The sequence below is a fragment of the Rhodococcus sp. 05-2256-B1 genome (assembly GCF_002258465.1).
Classification (GTDB): domain Bacteria; phylum Actinomycetota; class Actinomycetes; order Mycobacteriales; family Mycobacteriaceae; genus Rhodococcoides; species Rhodococcoides fascians.
The window spans coordinates 167,231-185,798 of record NZ_NOZA01000027.1 but is presented as its reverse complement, the minus strand read 5'-3'; the positions used below and the strand labels follow the sequence as shown (position 1 = coordinate 185,798).

Annotated in this window: 15 protein-coding genes; 5 read left to right on the top strand and 10 right to left on the bottom strand. The window is 64.9% G+C overall.

Features of this window, described 5'->3' with window-relative positions; genetic code table 11:
- Entirely contained in the window at positions 1-1,446 is a 1,446-nt protein-coding gene (locus tag CH285_RS16325) for an RNB domain-containing ribonuclease (protein ID WP_094644281.1), read from the top strand.
- Here the strand turns inward: CH285_RS16325 and pip are convergent.
- The 4 genes from pip to CH285_RS16305 all read right to left on the bottom strand — a co-directional run bounded on the left by pip (position 1,436) and on the right by CH285_RS16305 (position 5,604).
- Complete coding sequence (gene pip / locus CH285_RS16320) at positions 1,436-2,392, bottom strand: prolyl aminopeptidase (protein ID WP_032390993.1); 957 nt, start codon at positions 2,390-2,392, stop codon at positions 1,436-1,438. The two genes, CH285_RS16325 and pip, sit on opposite strands and share 11 nt — an antisense overlap.
- 1 nt (position 2,393) lies before the next feature.
- On the bottom strand, positions 2,394-2,843 hold the full coding sequence (locus CH285_RS16315) for a hypothetical protein (protein ID WP_176458482.1): 450 nt from the start codon (positions 2,841-2,843) through the stop codon (positions 2,394-2,396).
- Positions 2,844-2,884: 41 nt separating this feature from the next.
- Positions 2,885-3,736 carry a 3-methyl-2-oxobutanoate hydroxymethyltransferase gene (panB, locus tag CH285_RS16310; RefSeq protein WP_032368131.1) on the bottom strand — a complete coding sequence of 284 codons (852 nt, stop codon included), beginning with the start codon at positions 3,734-3,736 and terminating at the stop codon, positions 2,885-2,887.
- A 143-nt stretch (positions 3,737-3,879) separates the two neighbouring features.
- Entirely contained in the window at positions 3,880-5,604 is a 1,725-nt protein-coding gene (locus tag CH285_RS16305) for an NAD+ synthase (protein WP_032390994.1), read from the bottom strand.
- An 83-nt stretch (positions 5,605-5,687) separates the two neighbouring features.
- On the opposite strand from CH285_RS16305, the gene CH285_RS16300 reads away from it, so the two are divergent.
- The 3 genes from CH285_RS16300 (at position 5,688) to CH285_RS16290 (ending at position 11,885) form a co-directional block, all read left to right on the top strand.
- Positions 5,688-7,253: an alpha/beta hydrolase gene (locus CH285_RS16300; RefSeq protein ID WP_032391097.1), complete on the top strand. Its 1,566-nt coding sequence runs from the start codon at positions 5,688-5,690 to the stop codon at positions 7,251-7,253.
- Between the two features lie 101 nt (positions 7,254-7,354).
- Positions 7,355-8,695 carry a type I glutamate--ammonia ligase gene (gene glnA / locus CH285_RS16295; protein ID WP_027497412.1) on the top strand — a complete coding sequence of 447 codons (1,341 nt, stop codon included), beginning with the start codon at positions 7,355-7,357 and terminating at the stop codon, positions 8,693-8,695.
- Positions 8,696-8,837: 142 nt separating this feature from the next.
- On the top strand, positions 8,838-11,885 hold the full coding sequence (locus CH285_RS16290) for a bifunctional [glutamine synthetase] adenylyltransferase/[glutamine synthetase]-adenylyl-L-tyrosine phosphorylase (RefSeq protein WP_094644280.1): 3,048 nt from the start codon (positions 8,838-8,840) through the stop codon (positions 11,883-11,885).
- On the opposite strand, the gene CH285_RS16285 is transcribed toward CH285_RS16290, so the two are convergent.
- The 5 genes from CH285_RS16285 to glnA (CH285_RS16265) all read right to left on the bottom strand — a co-directional run bounded on the left by CH285_RS16285 (position 11,882) and on the right by glnA (CH285_RS16265) (position 17,130).
- On the bottom strand, positions 11,882-12,865 hold the full coding sequence (locus CH285_RS16285; RefSeq protein WP_027497410.1) for a glycine betaine ABC transporter substrate-binding protein: 984 nt from the start codon (positions 12,863-12,865) through the stop codon (positions 11,882-11,884). The two genes, CH285_RS16290 and CH285_RS16285, sit on opposite strands and share 4 nt — an antisense overlap.
- Positions 12,865-13,650 carry an ABC transporter permease gene (locus CH285_RS16280; protein ID WP_027497409.1) on the bottom strand — a complete coding sequence of 262 codons (786 nt, stop codon included), beginning with the start codon at positions 13,648-13,650 and terminating at the stop codon, positions 12,865-12,867. Before CH285_RS16280 ends, CH285_RS16285 begins: the two co-directional genes overlap by 1 nt.
- Positions 13,647-14,843, bottom strand: coding sequence for an ABC transporter ATP-binding protein (locus CH285_RS16275; protein ID WP_027497408.1), 1,197 nt, complete (start codon positions 14,841-14,843; stop codon positions 13,647-13,649). The genes CH285_RS16280 and CH285_RS16275 overlap by 4 nt, the downstream gene beginning before the upstream one ends.
- Positions 14,836-15,486, bottom strand: coding sequence for an ABC transporter permease (locus CH285_RS16270; RefSeq protein ID WP_027497407.1), 651 nt, complete (start codon positions 15,484-15,486; stop codon positions 14,836-14,838). The genes CH285_RS16275 and CH285_RS16270 overlap by 8 nt, the downstream gene beginning before the upstream one ends.
- A 207-nt stretch (positions 15,487-15,693) precedes the next feature.
- Positions 15,694-17,130 carry a type I glutamate--ammonia ligase gene (glnA, locus tag CH285_RS16265; RefSeq protein WP_027497406.1) on the bottom strand — a complete coding sequence of 479 codons (1,437 nt, stop codon included), beginning with the start codon at positions 17,128-17,130 and terminating at the stop codon, positions 15,694-15,696.
- A 169-nt stretch (positions 17,131-17,299) separates the two neighbouring features.
- Between glnA (CH285_RS16265) and CH285_RS16260 the strand changes: the two genes are divergently transcribed.
- Positions 17,300-17,764, top strand: a complete 465-nt coding sequence (locus tag CH285_RS16260) for an RDD family protein (RefSeq protein WP_032406716.1) — start codon at positions 17,300-17,302, stop codon at positions 17,762-17,764.
- A 37-nt stretch (positions 17,765-17,801) separates the two neighbouring features.
- Here CH285_RS16260 and CH285_RS16255 read toward each other — a convergent pair whose 3' ends face one another.
- Entirely contained in the window at positions 17,802-18,557 is a 756-nt protein-coding gene (locus CH285_RS16255; protein ID WP_027497404.1) for a DUF4191 domain-containing protein, read from the bottom strand.
- Between the last annotated feature and the right edge of the window lie 11 nt (positions 18,558-18,568).

Here is an 18,568-nt window from a genome sequence, read left to right as displayed (position 1 = left end):
GTGCTGCTCACCCGGCTGAGGGCTCCGAACTTCGATTTCGAGTCCATCAGATCCGAGTTCGGTCTGTCCGATGTCTTCGACGCAGACGTGATGCGCGACGCGATCGAAGCCCGAGACCTGCACGCCGACAGCAGAATCGACCGCACCGACATTCCTTTCGTCACAATCGACCCACCCGGCTCGAAGGACCTCGATCAAGCCGTACACATCGAGAAGACGGCCAACGGCTTGGTGGTGCACTACGCGATCGCCGACGTGGGTGCGCTGGTGATGCCGGGGGGAGCGCTCGACGTGGAAACCCGCCGACGCGGCCAGACGTACTATCTCCCCGACGGATCTGTTCCCTTGCACCCGCGTGAGTTGTCGGAGGGCTCGGGAAGCCTGTTGGAGGGCCAGACTCGCTGCGCTGCGCTGTGGACCATCGAACTCGACGACGTCGGTGAAGCCGCGGCGTGGACCGTCACCCGGGCGCTCGTGCGTTCGACAGCGCGTCTCGATTACGCGGGAGTGCAAGCCGACTTCGACGCCGGCACACCGCACCCGTCGATCGCTGCCCTTGCCGAGTTCGGACACCTACGGGCGGAGGCAGCGAGGCGTCGAGGAGCCATCGACATCACGCTCCCCGAGCAGGAAGTGGTTCCGGACGGGCACGGTTGGCGAATCGTTCTGCAACCGCGAACAGCAGTGGACGGCTGGAACGCCGAGGTGTCCTTGCTGACGGGCATGTGCGCAGCCAGAATCATGCTCGACGCCGGAATCGGCATCGTACGCACGCTTCCGCCCGCACCGCCCGAGGCCGTCGAGACCCTGAAGAAGACCGCGAACGCACTCGGAATCGAGTGGCCCGCCGGCGCGTCCGCCGGCGCGGTACTCGCCGGCCTGCCCACCGACGAACCGTCGACTCTGGCGATGATGACTCAGGCCACGGGATTACTTCGGGGAGCGGACTATTCGGCGTTCGACAGTCGGACCCCGAACTCGACCATCGATGCACCCGGCACCGACGATTCCGTCGAACACTCGGGTATCGGAGCGCCGTACGCCCATGTGACGGCCCCGTTGCGACGGCTGTCGGATCGGTTCGCCACCGAGGTGTGTCTGGCCGTGGTCGCCGGTGTGCCCGTCCCCGAGTGGGCGGCGCAGGCGCTGCCGGAGCTACCGGCGACCATGCGTGGATCGGATTCTGCAGCATCGAAAGTGGACCGAGCCTGCATCGATCTGACCGAAGCGCACGTGCTCGAAGACCGCGTAGGTCATACGTTCGACGCAGTGGTGCTGCGCGGTGCCGAGGGCAAGCGCGACGCCGAGGTGCTCGTGTCCGAACCGATCGTCATGGGCAAGTGCGACGGCGAGCCGCCTGCGGGGGAGTCGGTGAAGGTCCGATTGACTCGGGCCGACACCGACTCGCGCACAGTCCGATTCGACTATCCGTCTGTCACGGCCTGAATCGGTCGGTCGCCTCGACCAGGTGGTGGACGATGCCCGGCTCGGCCGCAGAATGGCCGGCATCGTCGACGATCACCAGATCTGCACTCGGCCAGGCCTTGTGCAGTGCCCACGCGCTCGTGGCCGGGCACACCACGTCGTAACGGCCCTGCACGATCACGCCAGGAATACCGTCGAGCAGGTGCGCGTCGCGTAGCAACTGGTTCTCTTCGAGGAAGCACCCGTTGCGGAAGTAGTGGTTCTCGATTCCGGCGAAGGCGCGAGCGAAACGCGCATCCGAATTATGCTGTACAGCATCGGGTTTCGGGAGCAGGTAACTTGTCGCTGCCTCCCACGACGACCACGCCACCGCGGCCCGGGTCGCGGCAGCGTCGTCCTCGGACATCAACTGTCGGTGATATGCCTCGACCAGATCCCCGTCTCGTTCGCCTTCCGGAATGGGGGCGAGAAACTCCTCCCACAGGTCCGGGAAGATGTGTCCGGCACCGCCGCGGTAGTACCAGTCGATCTCCGACGGCCGGACGAGGAAAATGCCTCGGAGCACGAGTCCTCGCACCCTGTCGCGATGCGTCTGTGCGTAGGCCAGCGACAACGTGGAGCCCCAGGATCCGCCGAACACCAACCAGGTGTCGATGTGCAGGTGCTCGCGGAGTTTCTCCATGTCGGAGATCAAGCGATCGGTGGTATTGATCGACAGATCTGCCCCGTCGGCAATATGTGGGGTCGACAGCCCGCAGCCTCGCTGATCGAACAACACGATGCGGTAGACCTGCGGATCGAAGTAGCGACGCTGCAGTGGATTGGTGGCACCGCCGGGACCGCCGTGCACGAACACCACCGGTTCGCCGTCGGGGTTGCCGGAGATCTCCCAGTAGATCCGCTGCCCTTCGCCGACGTCGAGGTGATCGGTCTCCACGGGCTCGATCTCCGGGTACAAGGTGCGCATCCTAGAAGCCGACCAGACCGGAGGCCAGATCCGGGATGTCGAGGGAGCGGATGGCCTCGTCCCGCACGTCCGAGCACGTTTCCTTCGTGATGTCGTCGACGAGCGCGCGATTCTGCACCACCTGGAGGTTGATGACGCCGCTCTGCGCAGCCCAGGTCTGCACCAGAATGTTCAGACCGCCGCGACCGAGAGTGGGGCCCTGCACGCGCCAATTCGACAGCTGCGCCTCGAGATCGGTGCACAGCTGCTGCTTCTGGGCATCGGTGACAGCCGCTCCCGCAGGAGTCGTCGTCGCCACCGTCGTGCTCGGAGCGGTCGTCGTGGTCGACGACGAACCGGTATTGGTCGTGTCGGTGCCGCATGCCCCCACTACGGCGAGAAGCGCAGCCGCACCGACCAGTGCGACTGCGCTTCGTCCTGCAATGGACGTCGTACCCCGTCTGATTGTCATGGCCCGAGTGTGCCATCCGAACCGGGATCAGACGACGACGGTCAGTAGCTGTGTTCGGGTCCGGGGAAGACTCCCGAGCGCACCTCGGACATGTACGTGGTGGCTGCGGTGCGCAGCGAATCGCCCACGTCGGCGAACTTCTTGACGAACTTGGCGGTCTTGCCGTTGGTGTATCCGGCCATGTCCTGCCACACGAGAACCTGAGCGTCGCATTCGTTGCCCGCTCCGATTCCGACCGTCGGGATCGTGAGCTTGCGGGTGACCTGGCCGGCGATGTCGGCGGGGACCATCTCCATGACGACGGCGAAGGCACCTGCCTCCTGTACGGCGATGGCGTCGGCGACGAGTTGTTCGGACGCGTCACCGCGACCCTGAACGCGGAATCCGCCGAGGGTGTTGACGCTCTGCGGGGTGAATCCCACATGGGCCATGACGGGGATGCCGGCAGCGGTGATGGCGGCGATCTGCGGTGCGACCCGCTCGCCGCCCTCGAGCTTCACGGCACCCGCGAGGCCTTCCTTCATGAAACGAACAGCGGTTTCGAGGGCCTGCTGCGGTGAGGCTTCGTAGGTACCGAAGGGCAGATCTGCGACGACGAGCGCGTGCGGTGCGCCGCGTACCACTCCACGTACGAGAGGAAGCAACTCGTCCACGGTGATCGGCACGGTGGTGTCGTAGCCGTACACGACGTTGGCCGCGGAGTCACCGACGAGAAGCACAGGCACGCCGGCTTCCTCGAAGATGCGGGCACTGGAGTAGTCGTACGCCGTCAGCATTCCCCAACGCTCACCCTCTGCCTTCATCTGCAGCAGATGGTGGGTACGGGTCTTGCGGGTCAGCGCGGTCGCCGGGGATTCGGTGGACGAACCGCCGTACACAGCATTTTCGGACATCTTTGTCCCTTTCTGGTCCTCGAGGCCCGCGCGGCGGGTCCCCGGGATGGGGTGTGATGACGTCCCCAGTCTGCCACCGCCCTTCCGTCGCAGGAATGCTGGTAGGGAGTGCAATTTGTCACAGTCACGGCAACAGCTGATCGTCACATCGGGGGCTCGTACGCGCCCCTCCCGACCGTGATCGGCATCCGGCGATCGCGTCCGAACGCCCGCGAGGTGACCTTGGTGCCGATCGGATACTGCCGCCGCTTGTATTCCGCCGTGTCCACCTTGCGCACGACGTCCGCCACGACGAACGCGTCGAAACCCGCCGCGACGATGTCTGCGACGCCCTGATCGTGGTCGACGTACCGAAACAGGATGGCGTCGAGGGTGTCGTAGTCGGGCAGTGAATCGGTATCGAGCTGACCCGGCCGAAGCTCGGCCGAGGGCGGCTTGTCGATGCTCGATTCGGGGATCGGCGGGACGTCTCCGCGGTCGATCGCGGACTCGTTGCGCCATCGCGCCAATCCCCAGACCAGCGTCTTGGGCACGTCCTTGATCGGTGCGAAGCCGCCGACCGCGTCGCCGTAGATCGTCGAATATCCCACCGCCAGTTCGGACTTGTTCCCGGTGGCAAGAACCAGATGACCGAAGGTGTTGGACAGCGCCATCAACACGATTCCCCGGCATCTCGCCTGGACGTTCTCCTCGGCCACGCCGGTCAGGTGCAGCTGGTCGACGAAGCCGGCGACCATCTGGGAAATTGGTTCGGTTCGAAAGTGAATGCCGGTGCGCGCGGCGAGATCCTCGGCATCGATGCGTGAATGCTCCGAGGAGAACTCCGAGGGCATCGACACTGCGTACACCGCGTCAGCGCCGAGGGCATCGACGGCGATGGCGGCGACGACCGCCGAATCGATTCCACCGGACAGACCGAGGGTGACCGAACGAAAGCCGTTCTTGTGCAAGTAATCTCGTAGCCCGGTCACCAACGCGCCCCACACCTGTTCCTCGGTGCCGAGGGGCTGAGCCAGGGACGGCTCGGTACGCTGCCAGCCGCTGATCGCCACGTCGGGCAGAGCGACGCGATCGATCGTCCAGCCCGCCACCGCGGGGGAGTCCGCGACCGGATCCGCGGGGGCATCCACGTCGACGATCAACAGGTGCTCGACGAATTGCGGAGACCGGCCCCACGTCGAGCCGTCGGGACCGAGCACGAGACTTCCCCCGTCGAACACCAGCTCGTCTTGACCGCCGACCGCGTTCACGTACGCGATGGGGGTCCCGATCTCGGTGGCTCGGCGCTGGACGACAGAGTGACGAATCGTGTCCTTCCCCTGCTCGAAGGGGCTCGCGTTGAGGCACAGCAGTAGATCGACTCCGGCCGAGGCGTAGGCGGCAACGGATCCACCGGGTTGCCAGATGTCCTCGCACACAACGAGTCCGAGTCGCACGCCGTTGACCGTCACGATGCTCAAACGGGAGCCGGGCGCGAAATAACGTGCCTCGTCGAACACCCGGTAGGTGGGCAATGAATGCTTGTCGTACCGAGCTGCGACCCGGCCGTCGACGATCACCGCCGCGCTGTTTCTCGAGCCCTCGACATCGCGGTCGAGATATCCCGCCACAACGATGCGATCGCCGCACCCGGCTCGGTCCAGGGACTCCGCCAGCCCCGTCAGTGCCAGCGCCGATGCCGCGGCGAACGACGGATTCAACGCCAGATCCTCGACCGGATACCCGGTCAGGGCCATCTCCGGAAACACGACCACGTTGGCACCGTCATGGGCGGCACGGACGGTCCATTCGACGATCGCCGCCGCATTCGCTTCGAGATCGCCGACGACGGGATTGATCTGGGCGAGGGCGAGTCTGAGGGCCTGCACCGTGTAGACGCTAGTGCTCGACGGCCGTCCCTGCCGGGCAGCGAGAATGGAGTGTGGCCGGAAAGACCTGGCACGATCGACTCATGAGAACGCGCACCACGACGTCGGTCGTGGCACTGTCCGCAGTCGCCTTCGTCCTCGCCGGCTGCTCCGCGCCCGGGCCCGGTGCCGACCCCGATGCGTCCACCGCGTCCGACTCCACGTTCTCGGCTCCGGCCGGTCCTGTTCCTGCCGGGCTCGAGGCGTTCTACACCCAGAATCTGCAGTGGGAATCGTGTGAGTCCTACAACACGGATGGGTCCGAACTCGGCGACGCAGTCCAGTGCGCCCGAGTGACCGTGCCACTCGACTACGCCGATCCGGGCGGCAAGACCATCGACATCGCGATCTCTCGCACTCAGGCGACGGGGGAGAAGATCGGGTCGATCCTGATGAACCCGGGCGGTCCGGGGTCTTCGGGGCTCTACCTCGCCGAGCAAGCCGACGGCACCCCGATCGCCGACCGGTTCGACCGAATCGGATTCGACCCACGTGGGATCGGGGCCTCCGAACCCGAAGTGCGCTGCCTGACGTCCGAGGGAGTCGACGAAGAGCGTCGGGAACCGGACGTCGACGTCAGCCCGGAAGGGATCGCCGCCACCGAAGCGGATCATCGCGATTACGCGGCGCAATGTGTCGAACGCACCGGGGCCGACGTGCTCGAACACGTCGGCACCCGTGAAGTCGTCCGCGACATGGATGTCATCCGCGCAGTGCTCGGCGACGAGAAGCTCACGTACGTCGGGTACTCGTACGGGACACGCATCGGAACCGCCTACGCCGAGGCGTTCCCGTCGAACGTCCGGGCCATGGTGCTCGACGGAGCACTCGATCCCGACCAGTCGCCCGTCGACGAGGCCGTCGCCCAGGGTGCGGCGTTCCAGACCGCGTTCGACCAGTTCGCTGCGGACTGCACGCAGACGGATACCTGTCCGCTCGGCACCGATCCGTCCCAGGCCGTGGCGCAGTTCCGGACATTGGTCGACCCGCTGGTCGGCACGCCCGCCGACACCACCGATCCGCGCGGACTGAGCTACGACGACGCGATCACCGGAGCGCAACAGGCGCTGTATTCACCGCAGCTCTGGCGCTTGCTGCGAGCCGGACTGAGCGAACTGCGAGAGGGCAGGGGAGACACACTGCTGCGCCTCGCCGACACCTACTCCGGACGGCTCGAGGACGGTAGCTACACCAACATCGACGACGCGTTCAACGCCGTCCGATGCGTCGACGGCCCGCCGACCACCGACCGGGGGGAGGCCGACGAGGCCGACGCCAGGTTCCGAGCGGCAGCGCCGTACCTCGACGACGGCCGCTCCACCGGGAACGCGCCGCTGGATCTGTGTGCCTTCTGGCCGGTGCCGAACACCAGTGAGCCCCACATCGTGGAGGTGGAGGGGCTGCCCACGCTGGTGGTGGTCTCGACGACGAACGATCCGGCGACGCCCTACCAAGCGGGCGTGGAACTGGCCGACCAGCTGCGCGGCGACTTGGTCACCTACAACGGCACGCAACACACGGTGGCGTTCTCGGGAGTGGAGTGCATCGACGATCCGCTGACGAACTACCTGGTGGACCTCGTCCCACCACGCGAAGGGCTGGTCTGCTGACACGTACCTCACCGGGCGCGCGGTGAGCGGAGAGTTCCACGAAGTGAGACTGAATTCACGATGTAACACAGATTTAACTCCGTTTGCTTACTCTCGCGTTCATGGATCGTCAAAAGGAATTCGTGCTCCGGACTCTCGAAGAGCGCGACATTCGTTTCGTCCGCCTCTGGTTCACCGACGTCCTCGGGTACCTCAAATCGGTGGCCATCGCGCCCGCTGAACTCGAAGGTGCATTCGACGAGGGAATCGGCTTCGACGGCAGCGCCATCGAAGGATTCGCCCGCGTCTCCGAGGCCGACACCGTCGCCAAGCCGGATCCGTCGACGTTCCAGATTCTGCCGTGGTCGACCAGCAAGGGTCACCAGCACTCTGCCCGCATGTTCTGCGACATCGCCATGCCCGACGGCTCGCCGTCCTGGGCCGATTCGCGCCACGTGCTGCGTCGCCAGCTGAGCAAGGCTGCCGACCTCGGATTCAGCTGCTACGTGCACCCCGAGATCGAATTCTTCTTGCTCAAAGACGCTCCCCAGGACGGCTCACCGCCGACCCCGGCAGACAACGGCGGCTACTTCGACCAGGCCGTGCACGACTCGGCTCCGAACTTCCGCAGGCATGCCATCGACGCGCTCGAGTCGATGGGCATCTCGGTCGAGTTCAGCCACCACGAGGCAGCGCCGGGCCAGCAGGAGATCGATCTGCGGTACGCGGACGCACTGTCCATGGCCGACAACATCATGACCTTCCGCTACGTGGTCAAGGAAGTCGCCATCGAAGAGGGCGTGCGCGCGACGTTCATGCCCAAACCGTTCAGCGACCAGGCCGGCTCGGCGATGCACACGCACATGAGTTTGTTCGAGGGCGACGCCAACGCCTTCCACAACCCGGACGATCCGATGCAGCTGTCCGAAACCGGCAAGTCCTTCATCGCCGGCATCCTCGAGCACGCCAACGAGATCAGTGCCGTGACCAACCAGTGGGTCAACTCGTACAAGCGTCTCGTGCGTGGTGGCGAAGCCCCGACCGCTGCATCCTGGGGACCGGCCAACCGGTCGGCATTGATTCGTGTGCCCATGTACACCCCGAACAAGGCGTCGTCGCGACGCGTCGAGATTCGTAGCCCCGATTCGGCCTGCAACCCGTATCTCGCGTTCGCGGTGCTGCTCGCGGCAGGCCTGCGCGGAATCGAGAAGGGGTACACCCTTCCTCCCGAGGCCGAGGAAGACGTGTGGGCATTGACCTCCGCGGAGCGTCGCGCCATGGGCTACAAGGAACTGCCGGGCAACCTCGACCAAGCGCTCAACGCGATGGAGGGTTCCGAGCTGGTCGCAGAAGCACTGGGCGAGCACGTGTTCGACTTCTTCTTGCGCAACAAGCGTCGCGAGTGGGAGGAATACCGCAGCCACGTCACGCCGTACGAGCTGAGGGCGTACCTCGGTTTGTAGAGCAGCGGGGTCTGTAACAACCCACCGCTGCCATGGGCTACGTTCTAGTCGATCCCGAATGTAGGTTCGATGCCGGCGTGGGCACCCTCGCGTCGCATTACTGACGACGAGGTATATCTGTGGCACCCCGAGGTGGATTCTGATGGTGCGTCCTCCCACTTCCAGGTCGGTCGTACCCGGACCTGGCCGCCTCGGTCTCGTCGAGGAGACTGCGCCGTCCGATCTGCGCACCCTGGGCTGGACGGGCGAAGAGAGTCTGGAGCTGCTGTGGTCGCTCTCGCGTGCCCCCAATGCCGATCTCGCACTGCGCACGCTGGTGCGCATGTACGAGATGCTCGGCAGTGGCTGGGCCGAATTCGACGCCGCACTGCGTAACGACAAGGGATTCCGCGGCCGCCTCCTGGGACTCGTCGGCGCGTCCAGTGCGCTCGCCGACCACCTCGTTGCCGACGACACCACCTGGCGGTTGTTACTGACCGCGGAAGGTCAGAGCAGCGGAGTGTCGGCGAAGATCCAGTTGCCCAGCAAGGCAACGCTGGTCGCAGAACTGCTCGAGGCCGTCGGGGCCGAGCCGGAGACCGGGCCCAATGCCGCACCCGATCTGTACCGGGCGTCCGTCACCGGCCCGCCCGCCGTGATCGCCCTGCGCAAGAAGTACCGCGACCAGATCATGGTGTTGGCCGCCTACGACCTCGCCGCGACCGTCGAGAACGAACCGGTTCTGCCGTACACGGTGGTGGGAGCTCAACTGTCCGACATGGCAGACGCGGCGCTCACTGCGGCTCTGTCGGTGGCGGTGGCGACCGTGTGTCCCGATGCCCCGTGTCCGACGCGGCTGGCCGTCATCGCCATGGGCAAATGCGGTGCGCGCGAACTCAATTACGTATCGGACGTCGATGTCGTGTTCGTCGCCGAGCCGGCGGACTCACAGGCGAGTCGGATCGCCGGCGAGATGATGCGCATCGGGTCCTCGGCGTTCTTCGAGGTCGACGCTGCGCTTCGCCCCGAAGGTAAGCGCGGCGAGCTGGTTCGCACGCTCGACTCGCACGTGGCCTACTACAAGCGCTGGGCCAAGACGTGGGAGTTCCAGGCCTTGCTCAAGGCTCGGCCGATGACCGGCGATATCGCCCTCGGCAACGATTACGTCGATGCCGTCAATCCGATGGTGTGGCTGGCCAGTCAGCGTGAGGACTTCGTGCCCGAGGTCCGCGCGATGCGGCGACGGGTCGAGGAGATGGTGCCGACCGAGCTGCGCGAACGGGAGATCAAACTCGGACGCGGCAGTCTGCGCGACGTCGAATTTGCCGTCCAGCTCCTGCAATTGGTGCACGGCAGAACAGACGAGTCGTTGCGCGTACTGGGCACGACCGATGCACTGACGGCTCTGACCGAGGGCGGGTACGTCGGCCGTGACGACGCCGCGAACCTGACCGCGTCCTACGAATTCTTGAGATTGATCGAGCACCGACTGCAGTTGCAGCGGATGCGTCGCACACACACCCTGCCTCCACCGGACGACGAGGAAGGTCTGCGGTGGCTCGCGCGTTCCGCGCACATGCGCCCCGACGGTAACCGCGATGCGCTCGGTGTGCTGAACGCCGAGATCAAGCGCAACGCGCAGCGCATCCGTCGGCTGCACGCCAAGCTCTTCTACCGACCGTTGCTCGACTCGGTGGTCAAATTCGACTCGGAGACAGTGCGTTTGACCCCCGACGCGGCGACGCGTCAGCTTGCCGCGCTCGGGTACGCGACGCCGCAGAATGCGTTGGGCCACCTGCGAGCGCTGGTCGGTTCCGGTACCCGCCGCGGTCAGATTCAGGCCGTGCTGCTGCCGACGTTGCTCGAATGGCTCGCCGACACACCGGATCCCGACGCCGGACTGCTGAACTACCGACGGCTCTCGGAATCGGCCGGCGAGCAGACGTGGTTCCTGCGAGTGCTGCGCGACGAGGGTGCGGTGGCCCAGCGGCTGATGATCGTCCTCGGATCCTCGGCGTACGTGCCGGATCTGCTGATCAAGGCCCCCGAGGTCATCAGGTTGTTCGCCGACGGGCCGACCGGCCCGCGCCTGCTGGACGCCGAACCCGAAGAGACCTACCGCGCCATCCTGTCGTCCTCGGCTCGCTACGAGGACCCGGTTCGGGCGATCAATGCCGCCAGGGCGCTGCGCCGCCACGAACTGGCCCGGGTGGCGTCGGCAGACATCCTCGGCATGCTCGACGTCCCTCAGGTCTGCCGGGCGTTGTCCTCGGTGTGGGCCGCAGTGATCAACGCGGCATTGGCGGCCGCTGTGCGGGCGAGTGAGAAGGAGCGTGGCGAACCGGCACCGGCGACGCTGGCCGTCATCGGCATGGGACGCCTCGGCGGCGGCGAACTCGGCTACGGAAGCGACGCCGACGTGCTGTTCGTCTGCGAACCGGTGGACGGCGTCGACGAGACCGTTGCGGTCAAGTGGGCCAACACCATTGCCGATCGCATCCGGAAACTGCTCGGAGCGCCGAGCACCGACCCGCCTCTCGAAGTCGACACCGGCCTCCGCCCGGAAGGTCGCAACGGCCCGGTGGTGCGCACGCTGTCGTCCTACGCCGCGTACTACGCCCAGTGGGCTCAGGCCTGGGAGGTACAGGCTCTGCTGCGTGCGCATCAGGTGGCGGGAGATCAGGACCTGGGCATCCGCTTCCTGCTGATGGCCGACAAGGTTCGCTACCCCGAGGGGGGAGTGTCCGCCGACGCCGTCCGTGAGATTCGGCGTATCAAGGCGCGGATCGACTCCGAACGTCTCCCCAAGGGAGCCGACCCGGCCACCCACACCAAGCTCGGACGCGGGGGACTGGCGGACATCGAGTGGACCGTACAGCTCATCCAGCTCCGCTACGCACACAAGGTCGAGTCACTGCACAACACCTCGACGCTGCAAACTCTCGACGCGATCGGCGCAGCCGAGCTGATGAGTGAGACAGACATCGAGCTGCTGCGCGAAGCGTGGATCCTGGCGACGAAAGCGCGCAATGCGCTCGTCCTGGTTCGCGGTAAGCCGACCGACCAACTGCCGAGACCGGGTGCCGTCCTGTCCGCCGTCGCACAGGTGGCGGGGTGGGAGAACGGCGACGCCGGGGCATTCCTCGACAACTATCTGCGCGTCACGCGTCGGGCCAAGGCAGTCGTGGAGAGGACGTTCGGCGGGCTCTAGTCGCTGCCCGCGGTGACGAAGCCCTGCTCGACCATCCAGTCACGTGCGACGTCCGCGGGTTCGCGGCCGTCGATGTCGACCTGCTTGTTCAACTCCGAGATCGCTTCGTTGGTGAGCGCAGCGGAGATGGGAGCGGTGACCTCGGCTATCTCCGGATAGCGATCGGCGATCTCCTGCCGCACGACGACAGTCGCGTTGTACCGCGGGAAGAACGCCTTGTCGTCTTCGACCACGGTCAGGTTCAAGCCCTTGATTCGACCGTCGGTGGTGAACACCTCACCGAAGCGGCACTGCGAACCGTCCGCAGTTGCCTGATAGATGACGCCGGTCTGCAGGATTTGCACCGAGATGGCGTTGGCGTCGAAACCGTACGTGGCGGCGAGACCGGGGAGCCCGTCCTGGCGACTGTTGAACTCGGTCTCGACGCACAGCGACGCGGCGGCGGGATCTCGGTTCACCAGAGCGGCGTAGTCCGACAGCGTGCGCACACCGGTTTCCTGTGCGACCTGCTGATTCATGGCCAGCGCATAGGTGTTGTCCATCGGCGCGGGATTGACCCAGTCGATGCCGTTGGCCTTGTCGGCGTCGCGCACTGCCTCGAACTGTTCCGTGGCATCGGGAATGGGCTTCTCGTTGCCCAGGTAGTTGATCCACCCGGTTCCGGTGTACTCGTAGGCGAGGTCAACCTGGCCGTTCTGCATCGCGAGTCGAACGCTCTGCGAGCCCACGATGTTGGTGAGGTCTCGAACGTCGGCACCGGCTGCGCTCAGCGCGAATTCGAGGATGTAGCCGAGGATGATCTGCTCGGTGAAGTCCTTCGATCCGACGGTGAACTCGGCACCTTCGAGCCCCTCGAGCGGAGTGATGCTGCCGGCCTCGACCGACAACGGCATCGCGCCGCCGGACTGCAATCCGCACCCCGTCAGCGCGAGAACGGTGGTGGCGCACAGCGCTGCGAGTCGTCGGGTGGTGCGCCGCATCAGCGGAGTCCTTTCGGTCCAAGGTAGGCCTCGGCGAGTGCGCCCAGCCAATCCACCAACAGCGCGAGTGCTACCGCGAGAACGGCACCCACGACGAGAATGAGTGGTTGGTTGAGCTTGTAGCCGGTGTCGATCAGAACGCCGAGCCCGCCTGCTCCGACGAGAAAGCTCAGAGTTGCGGTGCCGACGGCGAGCACGAGCGAGGTGCGCAGACCCGCCAGGATGAACGGAACCGCGAGCGGAAATTCGATGCGGCGCAGAATGCCCATGTTCGACATGCCCTGTCCGCGAGCGGCATCGATGTAGTTCGGCTCGACTGTCTGAAAGCCCAACATGGTGTTGCGCAGAACGGGGAGCAACGAATAGAACGCGATCGGGAGAACGCCGGTCCAGAAACCCGTTGCGCCCGTCCACAGGAACAACAACACCAGCAAGCCGACGGCCGGTGCGGCCTGCCCGATGTTCGCGATACCGATGAACAGTGGTGCAGCTTTGCGATACCCGTTGCGAGTCAGCAGAATTCCCAGAGGCACGGCGATGACGAGCACCAACGCGGTGACGACGAAGGTGATCAGCACATGCTCGAGAACCCTGGTGGAGATCGTGCTGATGTTGATCGTCTCGGCCTGCGTCGCGGTGAGGTCTCTGGTCAACGCGTAGACCAACAGAATCGCCACGATCACCAGCACCAGGGCCGGCTGGATGAGAAGACGAATTCGCTCGGCGCGCTTGGCAGTACGCGCGGCGTCCTTGGTCTCGTCGCCGGTATCGGCGAGTGTCGTCACGACGGAGTCCCAGCAGCTTCGCGCGGCTCGTCGTGATCGTTCGCGTGTTGCGACCGCAACGACTTGATGGTGTCGATCAGCACGTCGATGGTCACGGTGCCGACGTACTCGCCGCGATTGCCGGTGACGGTCGCCGTCGCATTGCCCTCGGACAGTAGAGCTTCCAGAGCATCCTGCAGGGTCGACTGGGTCGACACCAGTTCTCCCATCGGCACCCCGACGTCACGGAGGCTCCCCACACCCGCGAGGTGGCGTCGATCCGTCCACCGAATCGGGCGTCTACGGGAATCGACGATGATTCCCCAGGCTTCGGGATCCGATCCCAGCGCGGAGTTCATCGACTCCACCGAGTCGTCCTCGCCGAACACCGGCACGTCGGACAGCTCGATGTCGCGTACTCGCATCAACGTCAGCTGCTTCAACGCGGCTCCGGCTCCGACGAACCCGGCCACGGTGTCGTCGGCCGGGTTGGCGAGCACCGCCTCGGGGGTGTCGTACTGGAGGATCGTGGACTGGTTACCGAGCACGGCGATGCGGTCACCGAGCTTGACCGCCTCGTCGAAATCGTGCGTGACGAAAACGATGGTCTTGCCCAATTCTGCTTGCAGACGCATCAATTCGTCCTGCAGCAACCCGCGGGTGATGGGGTCGACGGCACCGAACGGTTCGTCCATCAACAGCACCGGGGGATCGGCGGCAAGAGCGCGTGCGACTCCGACGCGTTGCTGCTGACCGCCGGAGAGCTGCCGCGGATAACGCTGGCGATAGACCGCCGGATCGAGGCCGACGAGGTCCAGCATCTCGTCCGTGCGGTCGTCGATTCGCTTCTTGTTCCACCCGATGAGACCCGGCACCATCCCGACGTTCTGCGCAATCGTCATGTGCGGGAACAGGCCTGCCTGCTGAATGGAATAACCGATGGTGCGGCGCAACTCGTTCGGATCGATCGACAGTGCGTCCTTGCCACCGATCGTGATGCGGCCCGATGTCGGCTCGATCAGACGGTTGATCATGCGCATCGTCGTCGTCTTGCCGCAACCGGACGGCCCGACGAGTACGACGACCTCGCCCGCGGGGATGGTCATCGACACGTTGTCGACGGCAGCGAGCTTCTGCCCCGGGTAGCTCTTGGTCACGTTCTCGAGCACGATTTCCGCGCCGGAGACATTCGATGTACGGGTCGAGTCACTCACGGATACCCCTCGAGGTGGTCAGTTTGCCGATCAACACGTAGATCCCATCGAGGATCAACGCCAGCAGGACGATCAGGACAGTGCCGGTCAGAGCCTGCGGTAGAGCTGTGGGGCTACCCACGCGGGCGAGGCCCGAGAAGAGGAGGTTGCCGAGTCCGGGACCCTTGGCGTACGCGGCGATGGCGAGAATGCCCATGGCCATCTGCGTACTGACGCGCATGCCGGTGAGGATCGACGGCCACGCGAGTGGGATCTCGATGCGGCGCAACACCAGAGCGCGGCTCATTCCGATTCCGCGAGCCGCGTCGGCAACGGCCGGATCGACGGCTGCCAAGCCCACCACGGTGTTGCGGATGATGGGGAGAAGCGAGTACAGAACGAGTGCTGTCACAGTGGGTTTGACGCCCAGACCCAGCACCGGAATGAGAACTCCGAGCAGTGCGAACGACGGGATGGTGAGAACCGTACTCGCCAGGGCCGTCGCGACTGCGGAGCCCGCAGGGCTTCGGTACACGAGCACACCGATCGCCACCCCGATGACGGTTGCAATGACGACACATTGAATGACGGCCGACACGTGGAGATACGAATCGATCGCCAACTGCCTTCGCCGCCCGACAATGAAGTCCCACAGAGCGTCCATGCAGTTGTAGTCCTCTGTTCGGCTGAGCGCGGATGCTTTTCTGTACCCCGTCGTTACCCATTCAAACGTCAGGTGAACCCTTTTGCAGCGAAACGACGAAATGGCTTCGGCGACAAGCCCATTCGAACCGCGAACGCCCGACCGGGTCAGCCCGGTCGGGCGTTCGTGGACTATCGACGGGTCACCGACGAAAGATGACCCGAGAACTCACACGTCGTAGTAGAGCGAGAACTCGTACGGGTGCGGACGCAGGTTGACCGGAGCGATCTCCTGCTCACGCTTGAGCGAGATCCACGTCTCGATGAGGTCGGTGGTGAAGACGCCACCCTCGGTGAGGTAGTCGTGGTCGGCCTCGAGACGGTCGATGACCGCGTTGAGCGAGGTGGGTGCCTGAGGAATGTTCTTGGCTTCCTCGGGCGGCAACTCGTAGAGGTCCTTGTCGACCGGAGCCATCGGCTCGATCTTGTTCTTGATTCCGTCCAGGCCCGCCATCATCTGAGCGGCGAAGTTCAGGTACGGGTTGCCCGAGGAGTCCGGCGCGCGGAACTCGAGGCGCTTGGCCTTCGGGTTGTTACCGGTGATCGGGATGCGCACTGCCGCAGAGCGGTTGCGCTGGCTGTAGACCAAGTTGATGGGGGCCTCGTAGCCCGGCACCAGGCGGTGGTACGAGTTGATCGTCGGGTTGGTGAAGGCCAACAGCGACGGAGCGTGGTGCAGAATGCCGCCGATGTAGTGACGTGCCAGATCGGACAGTCCGGCGTATCCGGCCTCGTCGTGGAAGAGGGGCTTGCCGTCTTTCCACAGCGACTGGTGCACGTGCATGCCCGAGCCGTTGTCTCCGAACAGGGGCTTCGGCATGAACGTCGCGGACTTGCCGTTCTTCCATGCGGTGTTCTTGACGATGTACTTGAAGAGCTGCAGATCGTCGGCCGCGCGGAGCAGCGTGTTGAACTTGTAGTTGATCTCCTGCTGACCGCCGGTGCCGACCTCGTGGTGGGCACGCTCGAGCTCGAAGCCTGCGTTCTGCAGGTTGGTCGAGATCTCGTCACGCAGGTCGACGTAGTGGTCGTACGGTGCGACGGGGAAGTAGCCACCCTTGTAGCGGACCTTGTAGCCAAGGTTCGGTCCGCCGTCGGCCTCGGTCTCGGCTCCGGTGTTCCACCAACCCGAGGACGAGTCGAGCTCGTAGAACGCGCCGTTGGCCTGCGAGTCGAAGCGCACGGAATCGAAGATGTAGAACTCGGCCTCGGCACCGAAGAACGCGGTGTCGGCGATGCCGGTGCTGGCCAAGTACTCCTCGGCCTTGCGCGCAACGTTGCGCGGGTCGCGGCTGTACGCCTCACGCGTGAACGGGTCGTGGACGAAGAAGTCCATGTTGAGGGTCTTCGCGTTGCGGAACGGGTCGATCTGAGCGGTGGCGTAGTCCGGCAGCAGAATCATGTCGGACTCGTGGATCGACTGGAAGCCGCGGACGGACGAGCCGTCGAACGCGAGGCCGTCTTCCAGTGTGTCGGCCGTGAACGCCTTGGCAGCGATGGAGAAGTGCTGCTGTGCACCCGGCAGATCCGTGAATCGGATGTCGACGTATTCGATTCCTTCATCTGCGATGAACTTGATGACCTCTTGGGCCGTGGAAAACGCCACGCTTTTGCTCCTTAGTTGAGAGTCCGTCGAACTGACGGTATGGACTCGGTGTTGCCCGCCCGTCAAGCTCGTGTTTCGCCCGTGTTACACGTCGTGGTTCACGGTTGGCACGAACAACAGTACGTCCACCCGTTTTTCCGCGCGCCCGACCGCGCCTATCCTGGGAATCATGGCACGAATGACAGGGTCCTGGTTGTCCGGACCGGCGGCCGCGAACCCACGACCGCCGCAGAACTTCCGTGGGGAACAACTCGGTCTGCCCGCACAGGGCATCGGCGCACTCGCCGGAACCGGTCGTAGAGTCCTGGCGTTGCTGCTGGACTGGACGATGGCCACCGGTGTGGCGTCGCTGATTCTCGGCGGTTACACCACCAGCGGGCTGATCTCGACGATCGTGCTGGCCGTGTGGTTCGTCGTAGGAATCGCGAGCGTCTCGCTGTTCTCGTTCACCCCGGGGCAATTCATCGTGGGAGTACAGGTGGGACGCATCGACGCCCATGCGCGAGTCGGTTTCGTCCGGGCATTGGTGCGCCAGCTCATTCTGCTGTTCGTCGTCCCGGCCGTGATCACCGATATGGACGGCAGGGGAATGCACGACCGCGCAACGGGAACAGCCCTGCTGCGGACCCGCTGAGGGGTCGACGCACCAGGGCTGTCGGTCGAAATACGGGTCAGCGACGCTTCATGGTCCGCTGAACGCCCTTCATCTTGGCCCCGCCGGGAATCGGTCCCTTGGGCATTGCCGGGCCACCCTTGGTGCCCAACGCGGCCAGCCGTGACTCGATGGTGTCCATCCGCTTGCCGTCGATGTTCTTCGGCAACTTCGACAGGTACTTCTGCAAACCCGACAGTGGAATCTGGTTCTCCCCGTTGCCGACGATGATGTCGTAGATCGGGGTGTCGCCCACCAGCCGGGCGGTCTTCTTCTTCTCCTGGGCCAGCAGAGTCTTCACACGCTGCGGGGCACCCTCGGCAACGAGGATCACTCCCGGCTTTCCGATCACCCGGTGCACGGCATCGAGATGAGTGGTGCCTGCGATCGCATTGGTGACACGCCACGATCCCTGAAGATTGTCCAGGGCCCACGCCGCGGCACCGGCTTGACCGTCGGCCTTCTTGTACACGGACTTCTGGACCCGCCGGCCGAAGATGATGAACGCGACCAGCACGCCCAACAGGAGACCGATGGGGAGAAGGAACCACTGGAAGCCGAAGGCCAGACCGATCAGGAAGCCGATCAGCCCGAGACCGACCACCGCTCCGATCATCAGCGGAAGGAGAGCCTTGTCGTCCTTACGCTGCATTTGGAACGCCTGCCACAACTGGCTGCGCCGTTCCTTCGATGCCTGCTTGCGGGCTGCCTTGGCAGCCGCCTTTGCTTCCTTGCTGGGCTTTGCCGCTTTGCCAGCTTTACTGCCGTTCGCCATACCTCACAGGA